Source organism: Micromonospora sp. NPDC005174 (assembly GCF_040608495.1).
GTDB lineage: Bacteria > Actinomycetota > Actinomycetes > Mycobacteriales > Micromonosporaceae > Micromonospora.
Genome location: NZ_JBEXIJ010000024.1, coordinates 32,878 through 49,037 on the forward strand (window position 1 = coordinate 32,878; position 16,160 = coordinate 49,037).

Below are 16,160 nucleotides of genomic sequence, written 5' to 3' on the forward strand. Positions count from 1 at the left end.
GGTCGGGCGGCGCGGGCGTCGGCGGGTCCGTGGGACGGGCCGACGCCCGGCGATCGTCAACGCTGGGTGATCGTCACGTCGCCACTGCCGGCCGAGGCGTCGAGCACCAGGGACGCCGCCGGGTCGTCCGTCACGGTGATCCGTGCGTCCCCGGAGCCGGTGTTGGAACGGACCCGGTAGCTGCCCGCCGGCACGAGCAGCGAGACGTCGCCGCTGGAGGCGTGCGCCCGGGCCGAGGCCGCCGTCTCCATCTCGACGGTCACGTTGCCGGAGCCGGCCTCGGCGTCGGTGGCGCCGGCCACGCGGCGGGCGCTGACGTCGCCGGAGCCCGCCCGCAGCCGTACCGTCGAACGGGCCTCGCTCAGGTCGATGTTGCCCGAGCCGGTCTCCACGTCGAGCGCCCCCGTGACCTCGGTCATCCGCACGTCGCCCGAGCCGAGTCGCAGCTTCACCGCGCCCACCTTGGTCAGCTCGACGTCCCCCGAGCCGCTGTCGCCCTGCACGGTGACCCCCTCGGGGACGGTCACCTCGTACGACACGCTGCACCGGTCGCCGCAGTCGGTGTTCAACACCAACTCGCTGTCCTTGATCTCGTACCGTGCCTTGGGTTCGCCGCCCTGGTAGCGCACCACCCGCTTGATCCGCGCCTCGCCCGCCGCGCCGGTGCCCCGGACGATAACGTCACCGGAGCCCCCGTCCACCCGGATGGTGGTGATCTTCACCGGCTCGGTGTCGTCGTAGTCCAGCCGGCGGAAGGACAGGTTGTCGCACCCGGCCAGCAGGATGAGGGCGGTGGACAGCCCCAACGCGACGGGTGCGGTGGCCCGGTGACGACGGGCGGCGGTGCTCTGGTGCAGTGCCATGGCCAGCACGCTACGGGCGGTCATCGGCCCGGCGCATCGGGGTTCATCCGCGCGTCCACCCCGAAGCGACCCTGATTTCACACCCCGAGGGAGAATGGTCCGATGGCCGGGTATCGCCGACAGCTCTACCGCGACGACGCGGTGGTGCTGCGCGTGCAGAAGCTCGGCGAGTCCGACCGGATCATCACCCTGCTCACGCGTCGGCACGGCCGGCTGCGGGCGGTCGCCCGGGGGGTCCGCCGCACCATGAGCAAGTTCGGCGCCCGGCTGGAGCCGTTCGGTCACGTCGACCTGCAACTCGCCGGTGACCCCAAGGGCAACCACGGCAGCTCACTGCACACGGTCAGCCAGGTCGAGGGGATCGACCTGTACGGCAAGCGGTTCCTCGGCGACTATCCCCGCTACACGGCGGCCAGCGCGATCGCCGAGACGGCCGAGCGGCTGACTCCCGTCGAGCGGGAGCCGTCGCTGCGACTGTTCCAGCTCACCGTGGGGGCGATGAAGGCGCTGTCCCGGGGTGAGCACGACACCACCCTGGTGCTCGACGCGTACCTGCTGCGGGGGATGGCCCTCGCCGGCTGGGCTCCGGCCCTGACCGCCTGCGCGGTCTGCGGCACCCCCGGGCGGCACCGCGCGTTCTCCGTGCCGGCCGGCGGCGCGGTCTGCCCGGACTGCCGACCGCCCGGCGCGGCCCATCCCGCGCCGGCCACCATCGACCTGATGTCCGCGCTGACCACCGGCGACTGGGTGGTCGCCGACGCCACCGACACCGGTGTACGCCGGGAGTGCAGCGGTCTGGTGGCGGCGCACCTCCAGTGGCACCTGGAACGCGCGTTACGCTCGCTGCCGCTGGTCGACCGGGGCACCTCGGTCACCGGCACGGTCCCGCCACCGGGCGGTGGTGGGGCTGGGATGCTCCGGCCGCGCGGTGACGTCGAGGCGGGGGCTGCGATGTTCCGGCCGGGCGGTGACGTCCAGGCCGGAGCGGACGGCACGAGCAGGGAGAGAGCCGAGTGATCCGATCGACGAGGCGCGAGCCGACGCCACCGAAGCCCCACCCGTCCGGCGCCCGGCCGCCGGCGCTGCCCCCGGGGGCCGTGCCGAAGCACGTGGCCATCGTGATGGACGGCAACGGCCGGTGGGCCAAGGAGCGCGGGTTGGCCCGCACCAAGGGCCACGAGGCGGGAGAGCACAGCCTCTTCGACACCATCGAGGGCGCGATCGAGATGGGCATCCCGTACCTGTCGGCGTACGCGTTCTCGACCGAGAACTGGCGGCGCTCGCCCGACGAGGTCCGGTTCCTGATGGGGTTCAACCGGGACGTGATCCGTCGACGTCGTGACCAGCTCGTCGACCTGGGCGTGCGGGTGGTCTGGTCGGGGCGTCCGGGGCGGCTGTGGAAGAGCGTCATCTCCGAGTTGCAGACCGCCGAGGAGATGTCCCGGGGCAACTCCACCCTGACTCTGCAGTTCTGCGTCAACTACGGCGGTCAGGCCGAGATCGGCGACGCCGCCGCCGCCATCGCGCGGGACGTGGCGGCCGGTCGACTCGACCCGGCGAAGGTCAGCGAGAAGACCGTCGCGAAATACCTGTACCACCCGGAGATCCCGGAGGTGGACCTGTTCCTGCGGCCCTCGGGCGAGGAACGGATCTCCAACTTCCTGCTCTGGCAGACCGCGTATGCCGAGTTGGTCTTCCTGGACACGCTCTGGCCGGACTTCGACCGCCGCCACCTCTGGTACGCCTGCGAGCTGTACGCCCAGCGGGACCGGCGCTTCGGCGGCGCGCTGCCCAACCCGGTGGCCCCGACGGCCTGAGGAAGGCTTACCCACACGTCACGCTGGGTATCAGAGACGTCAGAAGCCACTGACGGAGGTGAACCCACATGATCCAGAAGCGCATTGCCCAGTGGGCGGTGATGGCCGTCGCGGTGCCACTGGCCGCGGCCGGCGCCCGCCGGCTCAGCCACACCCTGGAGGCCCGCCGTGGTCCCTCCGGGGCGACCCGGCTGCTGACGAAGGGCGCGGACCTGATCCGCCCGCAGAAAGCCAAGCGTCGCCGATTCTGGTAACGCGAAAACACCCCGAGGCGCCGCCCCGCACAAGACGTGCAGAGCGGCGCCTCCCCCTGTACCCGCGCCCCACCCCCGCGCGATGGTGCCGCCGATCTTGCACTTTCGGTGGCGACAAAAGGTGTGGAAGTGGACCGATCGACCACCATAAGTGCAAGATCGGCGGGGCGGGGCGGGGCGGGGCGGGGGCGGGGACGGGGCGGGGGCGGGGACGGGGGCTGGGCGGGGTGGGGTGGGGTGGGGTGGGGTGGGGGCTGGGTGGGGTGGGGGATTTGGGGGTTTGGGGTGGTGGGGGTCGGTAGGGTTCGGGAGGGGGCGGGACCTGTCGGGTGGGGGTGGTTGGGTGTGCGGGATCTCCGGTACAAAATGATCATGGCGTTGAACGCGGCCGACCTGGGCGACCCGATCTGTGAGCAGGTTGCCGAGATCTGCGCCGAGATCGCCGAGCAGCACTGTGCCGAGTTCGGTCACACGCCCGCGCTGCGGACCGGTGAGATCGCCGAACTGGCCACCGGAGAGCCGGCCCTGACCTGGGCGCCCTCGACTCCCGACGCCGGGCAGCGTGCCTGGTGACCGCAGCCGCCCCGGCCGTCGACGTACGCCGTGCCGACGACCGCTTCGCCACTCGGATCTCCTGGCTGGATTCCAAGCACTCCTTCTCGTTCTCCCGGCACTACGACCCGGCCAACACCCATCACGGCCTGCTGCTGGTCAACAACGATGACGTGGTCCGGCCGGGCGCCGGCTTCGAGACCCACCCGCACCAGGACATGGAGATCGTGACCTGGGTGCTGCGCGGCTCGCTCGTGCACCAGGACTCCACCGGCCACTCCGGGGTCATCTACCCGGGCCTGGCGCAGCGGATGAGCGCCGGCACCGGCATCCTGCACTCGGAGAAGAACGACGCGTGGCGGCTCCTGGACAACCAACAGCCGCACAGCGACCCCGTGCACTTCGTGCAGATGTGGGTGCTCCCGGACGAGCAGGGTGTGGACCCCGGCTACGAGCAGCTGGAGATCGAGGACGAGTTGCTGCGCGGCGGCCTGGTGCCGATCGCCTCGGGAATGGACCGCTACGACGGAGCGTCCGCGATCCGGATTCGCAACCGGTACGCGACGCTGCACGCCGCCCGCCTCCGCCCCGGCGACGAGGTCACCATCCCGGACGCGCCCTTCGTGCACCTGTACGTGCCCGACGGCACGGTCACCCTGGAAGGCAGCGGTCCACTCGGCACCGGAGACGCGGCGCGGCTCACCATGACCGGCGGCCGACGGGTCACCGCCGACGAGCCGGCGGAGATCCTCGTGTGGGAGATGCACGCCACCGTCGCCTGAGCGCAGCCGCGTCCACGAGATGATCGCGCCCGAACATGGATGTAGTGGCCTCCCTGACACGGGAGGCCACTACATCGTGGATCGAGCACGATCATGCCGTGCGTCGTGCGTCGTGCCTTACGCCGGGGATTCCGTCTTGTCGCCGGCCCAGGTGGTGTGGAAGGAGCCCTCGCGGTCCACGCGCTGGTAGGTGTGCGCGCCGAAGTTGTCCCGTAGGCCCTGGATCAGCGCGGCGGGCAGCCGCTCGGCGCGCAGCGCGTCGAAGTACGCCAGCGACGACGAGAACGCCGGCGTCGGCACACCCGCCTGCGCCGCGTCGGCCACCACCCGCCGCCAGCTCGGCACGCCGGCGCTGACCGCCTCGGCGAAGTACGGCGCGACCAGCAGCGTCGGCAGGTCGGGCTGCTCGTCGTACGCCTCGCGGATGCGGTTCAGGAAGCGCGCCCGGATGATGCAGCCACCCCGCCAGATGGTCGCCGTGCCGCCCAGGTCGATGTCCCAGTCGTACTCGCTGCTGCCGGCCCGGATGTGGTCGAAGCCCTGGGCGTACGCGACGATCTTGGAAGCGAGCAGCGCCCGACGGACGTCCTCGACGAACGCGTCCCGGTCGGCCACCTGCCACTTGTCACCGGCGTCCGGGAAGGCCCGGCGGGCCGCTTCGCGCTGGTCGACGTGCCCGGACAACGAGCGCGCGAACGTCGCCTCGGCGATCCCGGTGATCGGAATGCCCAGGTCGAGGGCGCTCTGCACGGTCCACCGGCCGGTGCCCTTCTGCTCGGCCCGGTCCTGCACGATGTCGACGAACGCGCGGCCGGTCGCCGCGTCGGTGTGCGCCAACACGTCGGCGGTGATCTCGATGAGGAACGACTCCAGCTCGCCGTTGTTCCAGTCGCGGAAGATCTCGGCGATCTCCGCCGGCGTCGCGTCCAGACCGGCCCGCAGCAGGTCGTACGCCTCGGCGATGAGCTGCATGTCGGCGTACTCGATGCCGTTGTGCACCATCTTGACGAAGTGCCCGGCGCCGTCCGGCCCGACGTGCGTGCAGCACGGCACACCGTCCACCTGGGCGGCGATCTTCTCGAACATCGGCCCGAGCTTCGCGTACGACTCGGTGGAACCGCCCGGCATGATGCTCGGGCCGAGCAGCGCGCCCTCCTCGCCGCCGGAGACGCCGGTGCCGCTGAAGTGCAGCCCCTGCGCGCGCAGCGACTCCTCGCGGCGGCGGGTGTCGGCGAAGTGGGCGTTGCCGCAGTCGACGATGATGTCGCCCTCGTCCAGCAGCGGCACCAGCTCGTCGATGACCGCGTCGGTGGGCGCACCCGCCTTGACCATCACGATCACCGCGCGGGGCCGTTCCAGCGACGCCACGAAGTCGGCCATCGACTCACCGGGCACGAAGGTGCCCTCGTCACCGTGCTCGGCGACAAGGCTGCGGGTGCGTTCCGGGGACCGGTTGTGCACCGCCACGGTGAAGCCGTTACGGGCCAGGTTGCGGGCCAGGTTACGGCCCATCACCGCCAGCCCGGTCACGCCGATCTGCGCTGTCGCCTGCTGAGCCATTCGTGCCGCCACCTCTCGCCGTCGAACTGTCCCTGCGACCGTATCGCGGCACACGGCATCGCGGGCAGGTCGTCCCACGGCGGGTCACCGCCTGGTCGCGGCCCGTCCGTCCACCGGTCGCTCACCGCTGGGCGAGTCGTTCCTCCACACGCGCCACCTTCGCGGTGAGCGCGTCGGTGACACCGGGCCGGACGTCTGCCTTGAGGACGACGCTCACCCGGGGCGCCTGCGCGGCCACCACGTCGACCGCCCGCTTGACCACCGCCATCACCTCGTCCCACTCGCCCTCGACGGTGGTGAACATGGCATCGGTCCGGTTCGGCAGCCCGGACTCGCGGACCACCCGTACCGCCTCGGCCACGAGGTCGCCCACGGAGTCGCCGCCGCCGAGCGGGGTGATCGAGAACGCGATCAGCATGCGCCGATCGTGCCAGTAAACAGGGTGCGCGTCTCCTCGTGTGACGGTTAGGGTTCCGGCATGCGTAACTGACGCCCCTTTTTCCGAGCCGGTCCGCCGCCCCGCGTCGCGGTCCGTGCGCTCCCGGGCGTCGCGCGTCCCCGCCGTTCGGCGGCGTCGAGCCTTCCTGATTCCCGGTGAGCAGTCCCTTCCCATCCGACCGTCGCGCCGCGACGGTCACCAGCCGATCCGACCGACCGCCGGAGCGCGGGAACGGCCGGGACGGTCGGCACCGAAGGAGACCCGGATGCCCGCCAGGCGTAACCCGAAGAAGTCCCGTACCCCCAAGATGTCCCCCTCCGGACAGGTTCCGGCGGCGGACCACGGCCCGACGACTGGTCGCGGCACGAGCCTGTCGTCCAGCCCGGATGTCGCGGTCGAACCGGCCCTGCCGGCGGTGCTGGTCGAACCGGCGCCACTGGCGGCGCTCGTGGAGCCCGCGCTGCCGGCGGCGCTGGTTGAGCCGGCGGCGCCGACGCTGCCGGCGGCTCTGGTCGACCCGGCGGCGTCCGTCGAGTCCGCGCCACTGGCGGCGCTGGTCGACCCGGCGGTGACCGTCGAGCCGCTCCGGCCCGGAGCGGTCCCGGCCGACGCGGCGCTGCCTGTCGACGTGCCGGCGGCTGTCGAGGCGCCTGCGGTGGAGGATCTGCCCACGCCGGCCAGCCGACCGTCAGCACCGACGGCCGGGCCGCCCACGGGCCGGGGCAACCGTTCGACCGGTGGCCGCAGCCAGGCGGCGGGGCAGACCCGCCGCTACGCCTTCCGGCGAAGCTGACCGAGCCGTGCGCCCGCTCTGGCGCACGACTCCGCGACAGCAACTTCAGGGATGTAGTGGCTTCCCACGCTGACGAGGCCACTACATCCCTGAAGTTGCGCGGATCTTGCCGCCGGCGCGGCGCGGCGCGGCCCGGCCCGGCCTGGCCTGGCGCGGCCCGGCGCGGCGCGGCCCGGCGCACGGCGGCCGGGGTGGACGGCGGTCCGGCGTCGGGCGGCGTCAGCCGAGCAGGGGGCGGAAGGTACCGACCAGGATGCTTGTCGTCAGTGCCGCGCCGGCCAGCGCGAACGCGCCGACGACGAGCAGTGTGTCGGCGAGGCCGAAGTGCTGGCGGCGCGCGACGGTACGGGGTGTGTCGGCGTCGAAACCGCGGGCGTCCATCGCGACGGCCAGCCGGGTACCTCGACGGATCGCTCCGACCAGCAGCGCGAACGCCGTGGACGCGAACAGCCGCAGCTTCGCCACGGGGTTGCGTCCGGCGTCCACGCCACGTGCCCGGCGGGCCATGCTGATCATCTGCCATTCCTGACCGAGCAGCGGCACCAGCCGGAACGCGGCCAGCGCCCCGACGGCGAACCGCGCCGGCGCCCTCGCGTTCTGGATCAACGCGTCCGCCAGGTCGGTCGGGTCGGTGGTGGCGAAGACGATCACGCCGGGCAGGGCCACCGCGAAGATCCGCAGCACCAGGCCGAGCGCGGTGAGCAGCACGCCGGTGCTCACCAGCACCGGGCCGGCGTCCAGCAGAACGCGACCGGACTGGTCGGCGGCGAAGAGCACCAGGGTGACCAGGATGCCGACGGCGCTGAGCAGCAGCGGCAGGGCACGCCGGGCCAGCACCCGGTAGCGGAGGCCGAACAGCGGCAGGACCGCGAGTTCGACGGCGATGGCGATCGCGGGCGCCAGCGGGTCGAGCGTGGCCAGCAGGGTGAACGAGAAGAGCAGTGCGGCGGCGAGCTTCGCCACCGGGTTGCGCCGGGCCAGCGGCGCCCCGGGCCGGGCGACCGGTTCGATGCTGATCATCGGTGCGACTCCCGTCCGGCGTCGAGGCGTCGGTCGCGACGCGCCGGCACGGTCACGACCGCTCCAGGGTGACGGTGCGGTCGGCGAGCGCGGCGACGAAGTCCACGTCGTGGGTGACGCTGACGACGCCGTGCCCGGCGTCGCGCAGGTCGGCGAAGAGGTCGACCAGCTCGCCCCACGTCCGCCGGTCCTGGCCGAAGGTGGGCTCGTCGCAGATCAGCAGGCGGGGCGCGGTGGCCAGGGCCGTCGCCACGCTGAGGCGTCGCGCCTCGCCGCCGGAGAGGGTGTACGGGTTGGCCGCCGCGAGCCTGGTCAGCCGCAGCCGCTCCAGCAGCCCGGCCGCCGTCTCCTTGACCGCCGCCTCGGGTTGGCCCGTCCGGCGTGGGCCGAGCGCCAGCTCGTCGAAGACGGTGCCGGTGACGAACTGGTGCTCCGGGTCCTGGAAGACCGACCCGATCCGTCGGGCCAGCGCGGGCGCGCGCCAGCGGTGCGGGGGAGTGCGGTGGTGGGCGCCGGCCAGCTCGGCCGAGGCGGTGACCCGGCCCGTGCCCGGTTTGAGCAGCCCGCCGAGCAGCAGCGCCAGGGTGGACTTGCCGGCGCCGTTCGGTCCGCGCACGGCGAGCGCCTCTCCGGCGCGTACCGTCAGATCGGTGGAGCCCAGCCGGGGCGGCAGGCCGAGCCGGTCGGCGGTGAGCAACACGTCGCCGGCCGCGGCGGTGGCCCGGCGCGGCGCGACGGGATGGCCGGGTACCCAGACCCCCTCGGCGGCGAGGGTGTCACCGTGCGCGGCGAAGACCACGTCGGGTGGCCCGTCCGCGCGGACCCCACCGCCGGGCTCCAGGACGACCACCCGGTCGACCAGGGGCAACGCCTCGGCGACCCGGTGTTCGACCAGGATCAGGGTGGTGTCGGCGTCCAGTGCGCCCGCCACGGCGCCCCGGACCAGGGCAGCCCCGTCCGGGTCGAGGTTGGCGGTGGGCTCGTCGAGCAGCAGCAGGCCGGGCCGCAGCGCCAGCGCGCCCGCCAGGGCGAGACGCTGCTGCTCGCCGCCGGAGAGGGCGGCGGTGCCGCGGTCCCGGGGGTACGGGAAGCCGACCCGCCGCAGCGCCTCGTCGACCCGTGGCCAGATCTCGTCGGTCGGTACGCCCCGGTTCTCCAACCCGAACGCCACGTCGTCGCCGCTGCGTGCCATCACCAGCTGGGTCTGCGGGTCCTGGAAGACGATGCCGACCCGTTCCCGGCCCTTGCGGGGGTCGAGCCCGTCGATCTCGACGGTGCCCTCCTGCTCACCGGAGTCCTCCGCCAGCAGCCCGGCCAGCGCGCTGAGCAGGGTGCTCTTGCCGGCCCCCGAGGGCCCGAGCAGCAGGACCCGCTCGCCGTCCTCCACCCGGAGGTCCACCCCGCGTACGGCCCAGGCCCGCCGCCCGGCGTGCCGCCACCCGAAACCCCGCAGCAGTACGCCCACGACCCCTCCCTCCATGTCCTCGCCGGTGATCAAGAGGTTCGCGTCAGAATTCCGCCTGCCGATGACGCGAACCTCTTGATCACGGGGTGCGCGCGCAGGTCTAGATCAGCGCGCGGGTTCGGCCGGAGGGGAGGCGGTCCAGGGCGCCGGTGTTGGCCAGGGCGCGGGTGAGCAGCCAGCCGCCGACACCCGCGATGATCGTGGCGCTGACGATGGTGAGCAGCGCGTACGGGATGCGGTAGTCGCCCAGCGCGTAGTCCGCGTTCCAGACGAAGAAGTCGAACAGGGCCGCGCTGAGGCCCGTCAGCGCGCCGGCCAGCACGGCTGTCGGCAGCCGGTACGACCGGTAGCGGAACGCGGCGAACGCCAGCTCGGCCCCGATGCCCTGCACGATGCCCTGCGGGATGACCGTGCCGGCCCACTGGCTGCCCAGCAGCGCGGAGACGACCGCGGCCACCGTCTCGCAGTAGAGCGCGGCGCCGGGCTTGCGGATGACCAGCCCGCCGACCACGGCCGGCAGCAGCCACACGCCGTAGATCAGCGTCTGCGCCGGTGGGAAGAAGGCGAACGCGCCCTCGGTGGCGCTCCAGACCAGGCCCCAGGCCCAGAAGATGACGCCGAAGGCGACCGCGATCACCGAGGCGACCACGATGTCGATCGTGCGCCAGCGGTTGGTGGTGTTGTCCATGCTGTGCTCCCAGTTCAGTGAAACGAACCAGGAGAAGACGCACGCCGCGCGTCCGGTGGCACCGGACTCACGGCGCGGCTGGAGGTCGACCGAACTCCCTGCGCTGGCATTACCCAGATCAGGTTCGAGGGTCTGCGGGCGTGCCCGCACTCTCAGCGCTGTGCGCTCCCCTGTCGGATGTGAAGTTGTCTCGCTGACGCTAGCACCGACCAGGGGTAACAGCCCAGCAGGGCGTCGTGACGTGCGCGCATCCGGGCCGGCACGACGACGGCTGGGTAGGCTGACGATCATGCAGGTCGACGCGCGGGGTCTGACGTTCGAGGTACGCACCGGCGGCCCGTCCGACGGTGCCCCCATCCTGCTCCTGCACGGGTTTCCGCAGCACAGCGGCGAGTGGGACGCGGTCGTGCCGCCACTGCACGCCGCCGGCCTGCGCACGTACGCGCTGGACCAGCGGGGTTACTCGCCGGGTGCCCGGCCCGCCGAGGTGGCGGGGTACCGCATCCCCGAACTGGTCGCCGACGCGGTCGCGGTGCTCGACGCGCTCGGTCTGGACGCCGTGCACCTGGTCGGCCACGACTGGGGCGCGATAGTGGCCTGGGCGGTGGCCGCCGCGCACCCTCAGCGTGTCCGTACGTTGACCGCGGTGTCGGTGCCCCATCCGGCGGCCATGGCGCACGCGCTCGCCACCGACGCTCAGCAGAAGGCCCGCTCGTCGTACATCGCGTTGTTCCGTAAACCCGGCAAGGCCGAGAAGGTGCTGTTGGCGTGGCACGCGACGGCGCTGCGCAAGCTGCTGGGCGGGGTCGGCGACGCCTCCCGCGTCGACCGCTACGCCGACCCGATGCGCGAGCCGGGCGCACTGACCGCCGCCCTGAACTGGTACCGGGCCATGTCCCGTGCCGACCTGGCCGCCGTCGGCCCGGTCGCCGTACCGACCACGTACGTGTGGAGCGACCGGGACGTCGCGATCGGCCGGGCCGCCGCCGAGGCGTGCGCCGCGAACGTGACCGGCGACTACCTCTTCGTACCCCTGGCCGGGGTGAGCCACTGGATCCCGGACGCCGCGCCCGCCGTGCTGGCCGAGGCGGTCCTGGCGCGGGTCGCCGGGACGGCCTGAGCCGTGCCGGGCGGGGGAGAGTCGTGACCGTTCCCGTCGGCGGGCCGGGCACTCGCCGGTCGATCGCCGCGGAGCTGCGCCTACTGGGCGTACGCCCCGGATCGACGGTGCTGGTGCACGCCGGGATGCGCCCGCTGGGCTACGTCTGTGGCGGGCCGCAGGCGCTGGTGCTCGCCCTGCGTGACGCCCTCGGTCCGGACGGCACGATCGTGGTGCCCACCCACACACCTGACAACAGCGACCCGGCGCAGTGGCGGAATCCGCCGGTGCCGGTGGACTGGTGGCCGTTGATCCGCGCCGAGATGCCCGGCTTCGACCCGGTGGTCACGCCGAGCAGGCACATGGGCGTGTTCGCCGAGACGGTCCGCTGCTGGCCGTCGGCGCTGCGCAGCGGGCACCCCCAGGTGTCCTTCGCCGCGCTCGGCCCGGCGGCCGAGCGGGTGGTCGCCGGGCACACCCTGGCCGACATGCTCGGCGAGGGATCTCCGCTGGCCCGGCTCTACGACCTGGACGCCGACGTCCTGCTGCTCGGGGTCGACCACAGCGTCAACACCTCGCTGCACCTGGCCGAGTACCGCCGACCCGCCCTCGTGCGTGAGCGACTGGGCGCGGCGGTGCGGACCGCCGACGGTGGCCGCGAATGGGTGTGGTGGCAGGACGTCCGGATCGACGGAAGTGACTTCGGCGCGCTGGGCCGCGACCTCGACGACACGGCGGTGGTCCGCGTCGGCCCGGTGGGCGCCGGAACGGCGAGGTTGGTGGGCCAGCGGGCGGCTGTCGACTTCGCGGTGCGGTGGTTCGCCCGCAACAGACGGATGGAGGACGTATGACGGTGAGTGCCGAGGACTACCTGACCGTGGTGACCGAGACGATGTCCCGGGTCGCCGCCAGCCAGCGGGAGGCCGTGGGCCGGGCCGCCGATCTGATCGCCGACGCGGTACGCGCCGACGGGGTGGTGCACGCCTTCGGTACCGGGCACTCGGAGGCCCTCGCCATGGAGATCGCCGGTCGGGCGGGCGGGCTGGTGCCCACCAACCGGATCGCCCTGCGGGACCTGGTGCTGCTCGGCGGCGAGCCGGCCGACGTGCTCGGGCCGCTGCTGGAGCGGGACCCGGCGGTGGCGCACCGGCTCTACGAGCTGGCTCCCGTACGGCCCGCCGACGTCTTCGTGCTCGCCTCGAACTCCGGGGTCAACGGCGCGATGGTCGAGTTCGCCACGCTGGTCAAGGAGCGGGGCCATCCGCTGGTGGCGATCACCTCCGCGCAGCACTCCGGCCGGATGACCTCCCGCCACCCGTCCGGACGCACGTTGGCCGATCTCGCCGACGTGGTGCTCGACAACGGCGCGCCGTACGGCGACGCGACGCTGCCGCTGCCGGGCGGCGGCGCGGTCGGCGCGGTCTCCTCGATCACGGCCGCGCTCCTGGCCCAGCAGGTCACCGTGGAGGTGGTCGCCCGGATACTCGCGGCGGGGGAGCGGCCCCCGGTCTACCTGTCGGCCAACATCCCGGACGGGGACGCGCACAACAACGCGCTGGAGGCCCGGTACGCCGGTCGGATTCGCCGCGGGTCCTGACCCGGTCCGGTCGATCGACGTCGCGGTGTCCGGCGGGTGGCCGGCAGATGGCCGGGACATGTCGTGAACCAGTTTCGTGCTCGGCCGTGTGGGGCATTGGCGTTGCTGCCGGCGGCCGGGACCGCCGGCAGTACCGTCTGACCGGAGGTAGCGCGTGTCCAAGGAGACCGAGAAGCAGCGTTGGCAGCGCAACTTCGCCGACCTGCTCCAGGAGTTGCGGGTCGCCCAGACCGGCGTGCAGATCCTCTTCGCCTTCCTGCTCACCCTGCCGTTCAGCAACGGGTTCACCCGGACCAGCGAGTTCCAGCGGGACGTCTACATCGTCGCCCTGCTCGCCGCTGCCGCCGCCACCGCGATGATCATTTCACCGGTGGCGTTCCACCGGGCGCTGTTCCGTCAGGGGCGCAAGCCGGAGCTGGTGCGGTTCGCACACCGCATGGCGACCGGCGGCCTCGGCTTCATGCTCATCGCGATGGTCAGCGCGGTCCTGCTGATCACCGACTTCGTGCTGGACCGGCCGATCGCCTTCGTGCTCAGCGCGCTGGCCGGCCTCTGGTTCCTCGCCTTCTGGGTGTTCCTGCCGTTCGCGCGGCGCAACTGGGGTGACGACGACATCGACGACGAGGACGACGACCCGGCCACGCTCAGCGCCGGCTGATCTCCCTCGATGTTCACGCCACGCTACCCCTGGGTAACAACCGGGGGTAGCGTGGCGTTAGTCGCGCACGTCGACGCAGCCACATCGAGTTTCGAGGGGGCAGCCGTGACCACGACACAGGACGGCCGACCGGCACCGGACGGCCCCGATCCCGAAGCCGCCGCCGGCACCGCTGCGCCGCCCGCCGCCGGAGCCGCTGCCCCGCCCACCGCTGGCACCGCCGCACCGCTGCCCGCCGAGGCCGGTCAGGTCTCCGAGAAGGAGGCCCGCAGGGTCGCCGAGGCGGCCCGCGAGTCCACCTGGGACCGTCCCAGCTTCGGCAAGGAGCTGTTCCTCGGCCGGTTCCGGCTCGACCTCATCGACCCGTGGCCGCGCTCCGACCCGGACGACATGGCCCGTGCCGAGAAGTTCCTCGGCCAGCTCCGCGCCTTCGTCACCTCCGAGGTGGACGGCGCGGCCATCGAGCGGGACGCCTCCATCCCCGACTCCGTCTTCCACGGGCTCGCGGACCTCGGCGCGTTCGGCATGAAGATCGACCGGAAGTACGGCGGCCTGGGGCTGAGCAACCTGCACTACTGCCGTGCCCTCATGCTGGCCGGCTCGGTCAGCCCGGCGATCGGCGCGCTGCTCTCGGCCCACCAGTCGATCGGCGTGCCGCAACCGCTCAAGATGTTCGGCACCGCCGAGCAGAAGCAGCGTTTCCTGCCCCGACTTGCCGCGGGTGAGGTCTCCGCGTTCCTGCTCACCGAGCCGGACGTCGGCTCCGACCCGGCCCGGCTCGCCACCACCGCCGAACCGACCGAGGACGGCACCGGCTACCGGCTCAACGGCGTGAAACTCTGGGCTACCAACGGCACCGTGGCCACCCTGCTGGTGGTGATGGCCCGGGTGCCCGCCGCCGATGGGCGACGCGGCGGCATCACCGCGTTCGTGGTGGACGGTGACAGCGCCGGCATCACCGTGGAACGGCGCAACGAGTTCGTCGGCCTGCGCGGCCTGGAAAACAGCCTGACCCGCTTCCACGACGTGTTCGTGCCCGCCGAGAACGTCATCGGCGGCGAGGGCAAAGGACTGAAGATCGCCCTGACCACGCTGAACACCGGCCGGCTCTCCCTGCCGGCCATGTGCGTCGGCGCCGGCAAGTGGGCGTTGAACGTCGCCCGGGGATGGGCCGCCGACCGCGTCCAGTGGGGCCGTCCGGTGGGCGCGCACGAGGCGGTCGCCCAGAAGCTCTCCTTCATCGCCGCCACCACGTACGGCATGGAGACCATGCTCGACCTGTGCTGCCTGCTCGCCGACGACGACCGCAACGACATCCGGATCGAGGCGGCGCTGGTCAAGCTCTACGCCAGTGAGATGGCCTGGAAGATCGCCGACGAGTTGGTCCAGATCCGGGGTGGGCGCGGCTACGAGACGGCCGACTCGCTGGCCGCCCGCGGTGAACGCCCGGCCACCGTCGAGCAGGTGCTCCGCGACCTGCGCATCAACCGGATCTTCGAGGGCTCCACCGAGATCATGCACCTGCTGATCGCCCGGGAGGCCGTCGACGCCCACCTGTCGGTGGCCGGCGACATCATCGACCCGGAGGCGGGACTCGGCCGCAAGGCCCGCGCCGGCGCCCGCGCGGGAGCGTTCTACGCGAGGTGGCTGCCGACCCTCACGGTCGGCAAGGGCCAGAGCCCATCGGCGTACGCCGAGTTCGGCCCCCTCGCCGGCCACCTGCGCCAGGTGGAACGCTCCTCGCGCAAGCTGGCCCGCTCGACGTTCTACGCGATGTCCCGCTGGCAGGGGAAGATGGAGCGCAAGCAGGCGTTCCTCGGGCGAATCGTGGACATCGGCGCGGAACTGTTCGCCATGTCCGCCGTCTGCGTCCGGGCAACCGCCGAGCGCGACACCCGCCCGGAGAACGTCGAGCTGGCCGACCTGTTCTGCCGGCAGGCCCGGGTCCGGGTGGACGCCCTGTTCGCGGCCCTCTGGGACAACACCGACTCGGTCGACACCGCCGCCGCCAAGCGGATCCTCGCCGGCCGCTACGCGAGCGTCGAAGGGGGCGTGGTCACCCCGTCCGACGAGTTGCCCTGGGTGGCCCGCTGGCAGCCCGGCCCGTCCACGGCCGAGGACGTCCGGCGCCGTATCCCGCCGAAGCCGTAACCCGCCGGTCGCGCCCGGTCGCGGCGTGCCGTGTCAGCGTGCGACCGCCCAGGCCAGCACTCCCGCCAGGATCAGACCGTTCAGCCCGGCCAGGGCGAGGTACGCGGCGGGTGGGATCTTCTTGCCCCGGCGGACGAAGGAGACCAGAACGGCGGCGTAGCCGAGCAGCAGTACGGCGATGACGATCAGGAAGTAGAACACCCGACGACCTTAACGGCCTGGATCCGCAGGCAGACTGCGGCAGGCGGGGGTAACAGGCGGTTGATCCACACCAGGTCACCGATCTGGGGGTATCCAGCGGCCCGGACACCCCCAGATCGCCGACCTCGTGTCGATCACGGTCAGCCACCCCGCCTCCGCCGTGCCGATGCGCCAAGATCCACGGACACGGGCTCACGCACGAAGCACGCGCTCACGAGCAG

Annotated in this window: 18 protein-coding genes and 1 riboswitch; of the genes, 11 read left to right on the top strand and 7 right to left on the bottom strand. The window is 72.6% G+C overall.

Going from position 1 to position 16,160, the window contains the following annotated elements; genetic code table 11:
- Positions 1–56: 56 nt before the first annotated feature.
- Positions 57–863 carry a DUF4097 family beta strand repeat-containing protein gene (locus ABZU91_RS23405; RefSeq protein ID WP_355244147.1) on the bottom strand — a complete coding sequence of 269 codons (807 nt, stop codon included), beginning with the start codon at positions 861–863 and terminating at the stop codon, positions 57–59.
- A 102-nt stretch (positions 864–965) separates the two neighbouring features.
- Between ABZU91_RS23405 and recO the strand changes: the two genes are divergently transcribed.
- From recO to ABZU91_RS23430, 5 genes are all read left to right on the top strand, one after another.
- On the top strand, positions 966–1,880 hold the full coding sequence (recO, locus tag ABZU91_RS23410; RefSeq protein ID WP_355244150.1) for a DNA repair protein RecO: 915 nt from the start codon (positions 966–968) through the stop codon (positions 1,878–1,880).
- A complete protein-coding gene (locus tag ABZU91_RS23415; RefSeq protein ID WP_355244153.1) occupies positions 1,877–2,680 on the top strand; it encodes an isoprenyl transferase in 804 nt (267 codons plus the stop codon). The genes recO and ABZU91_RS23415 overlap by 4 nt, the downstream gene beginning before the upstream one ends.
- A gap of 68 nt (positions 2,681–2,748) precedes the next feature.
- On the top strand, positions 2,749–2,934 hold the full coding sequence (locus ABZU91_RS23420; protein ID WP_334630275.1) for a hypothetical protein: 186 nt from the start codon (positions 2,749–2,751) through the stop codon (positions 2,932–2,934).
- A gap of 372 nt (positions 2,935–3,306) precedes the next feature.
- Entirely contained in the window at positions 3,307–3,507 is a 201-nt protein-coding gene (locus ABZU91_RS23425; RefSeq protein WP_355244157.1) for a thioredoxin reductase, read from the top strand.
- Positions 3,504–4,268: a pirin family protein gene (locus ABZU91_RS23430; protein ID WP_355244159.1), complete on the top strand. Its 765-nt coding sequence runs from the start codon at positions 3,504–3,506 to the stop codon at positions 4,266–4,268. Before ABZU91_RS23425 ends, ABZU91_RS23430 begins: the two co-directional genes overlap by 4 nt.
- Positions 4,269–4,385: 117 nt before the next feature.
- Here ABZU91_RS23430 and gndA read toward each other — a convergent pair whose 3' ends face one another.
- Together gndA and ABZU91_RS23440 are read right to left on the bottom strand one after the other, a co-directional pair.
- Positions 4,386–5,828, bottom strand: a complete 1,443-nt coding sequence (gene gndA / locus ABZU91_RS23435; protein ID WP_355244162.1) for an NADP-dependent phosphogluconate dehydrogenase — start codon at positions 5,826–5,828, stop codon at positions 4,386–4,388.
- Between the two features lie 121 nt (positions 5,829–5,949).
- Positions 5,950–6,246 carry an MTH1187 family thiamine-binding protein gene (locus ABZU91_RS23440; protein WP_355244165.1) on the bottom strand — a complete coding sequence of 99 codons (297 nt, stop codon included), beginning with the start codon at positions 6,244–6,246 and terminating at the stop codon, positions 5,950–5,952.
- A gap of 286 nt (positions 6,247–6,532) precedes the next feature.
- Between ABZU91_RS23440 and ABZU91_RS23445 the strand changes: the two genes are divergently transcribed.
- On the top strand, positions 6,533–7,060 hold the full coding sequence (locus ABZU91_RS23445) for a hypothetical protein (protein WP_355244168.1): 528 nt from the start codon (positions 6,533–6,535) through the stop codon (positions 7,058–7,060).
- Positions 7,061–7,279: 219 nt separating this feature from the next.
- On the opposite strand, the gene ABZU91_RS23450 is transcribed toward ABZU91_RS23445, so the two are convergent.
- The 3 genes from ABZU91_RS23450 to ABZU91_RS23460 all read right to left on the bottom strand — a co-directional run bounded on the left by ABZU91_RS23450 (position 7,280) and on the right by ABZU91_RS23460 (position 10,233).
- Entirely contained in the window at positions 7,280–8,080 is an 801-nt protein-coding gene (locus tag ABZU91_RS23450) for an energy-coupling factor transporter transmembrane component T (protein ID WP_355244171.1), read from the bottom strand.
- A 52-nt stretch (positions 8,081–8,132) separates the two neighbouring features.
- Positions 8,133–9,560 (bottom strand): ABC transporter ATP-binding protein, encoded by a 1,428-nt coding sequence (locus tag ABZU91_RS23455; RefSeq protein ID WP_355244174.1) that lies wholly within the window; start codon positions 9,558–9,560, stop codon positions 8,133–8,135.
- A gap of 85 nt (positions 9,561–9,645) precedes the next feature.
- Complete coding sequence (locus ABZU91_RS23460; RefSeq protein WP_355244176.1) at positions 9,646–10,233, bottom strand: ECF transporter S component; 588 nt, start codon at positions 10,231–10,233, stop codon at positions 9,646–9,648.
- Between the two features lie 77 nt (positions 10,234–10,310).
- Positions 10,311–10,415: riboswitch (TPP riboswitch) on the bottom strand.
- A gap of 107 nt (positions 10,416–10,522) precedes the next feature.
- On the opposite strand from ABZU91_RS23460, the gene ABZU91_RS23465 reads away from it, so the two are divergent.
- The 5 genes from ABZU91_RS23465 to ABZU91_RS23485 all read left to right on the top strand — a co-directional run bounded on the left by ABZU91_RS23465 (position 10,523) and on the right by ABZU91_RS23485 (position 15,738).
- Positions 10,523–11,353, top strand: a complete 831-nt coding sequence (locus ABZU91_RS23465) for an alpha/beta fold hydrolase (RefSeq protein WP_355244179.1) — start codon at positions 10,523–10,525, stop codon at positions 11,351–11,353.
- Between the two features lie 23 nt (positions 11,354–11,376).
- On the top strand, positions 11,377–12,183 hold the full coding sequence (locus tag ABZU91_RS23470; RefSeq protein ID WP_355244182.1) for an AAC(3) family N-acetyltransferase: 807 nt from the start codon (positions 11,377–11,379) through the stop codon (positions 12,181–12,183).
- A complete protein-coding gene (locus ABZU91_RS23475) occupies positions 12,180–12,929 on the top strand; it encodes an SIS domain-containing protein (RefSeq protein WP_355244185.1) in 750 nt (249 codons plus the stop codon). Before ABZU91_RS23470 ends, ABZU91_RS23475 begins: the two co-directional genes overlap by 4 nt.
- A gap of 154 nt (positions 12,930–13,083) precedes the next feature.
- Complete coding sequence (locus ABZU91_RS23480) at positions 13,084–13,587, top strand: DUF6328 family protein (RefSeq protein ID WP_355244188.1); 504 nt, start codon at positions 13,084–13,086, stop codon at positions 13,585–13,587.
- Positions 13,588–13,692: 105 nt separating this feature from the next.
- Positions 13,693–15,738 (top strand): acyl-CoA dehydrogenase family protein, encoded by a 2,046-nt coding sequence (locus ABZU91_RS23485; protein ID WP_355244190.1) that lies wholly within the window; start codon positions 13,693–13,695, stop codon positions 15,736–15,738.
- Positions 15,739–15,771: 33 nt separating this feature from the next.
- Here the strand turns inward: ABZU91_RS23485 and ABZU91_RS23490 are convergent, their stop codons facing one another.
- On the bottom strand, positions 15,772–15,939 hold the full coding sequence (locus tag ABZU91_RS23490) for a hypothetical protein (RefSeq protein ID WP_355051277.1): 168 nt from the start codon (positions 15,937–15,939) through the stop codon (positions 15,772–15,774).
- Between the last annotated feature and the right edge of the window lie 221 nt (positions 15,940–16,160).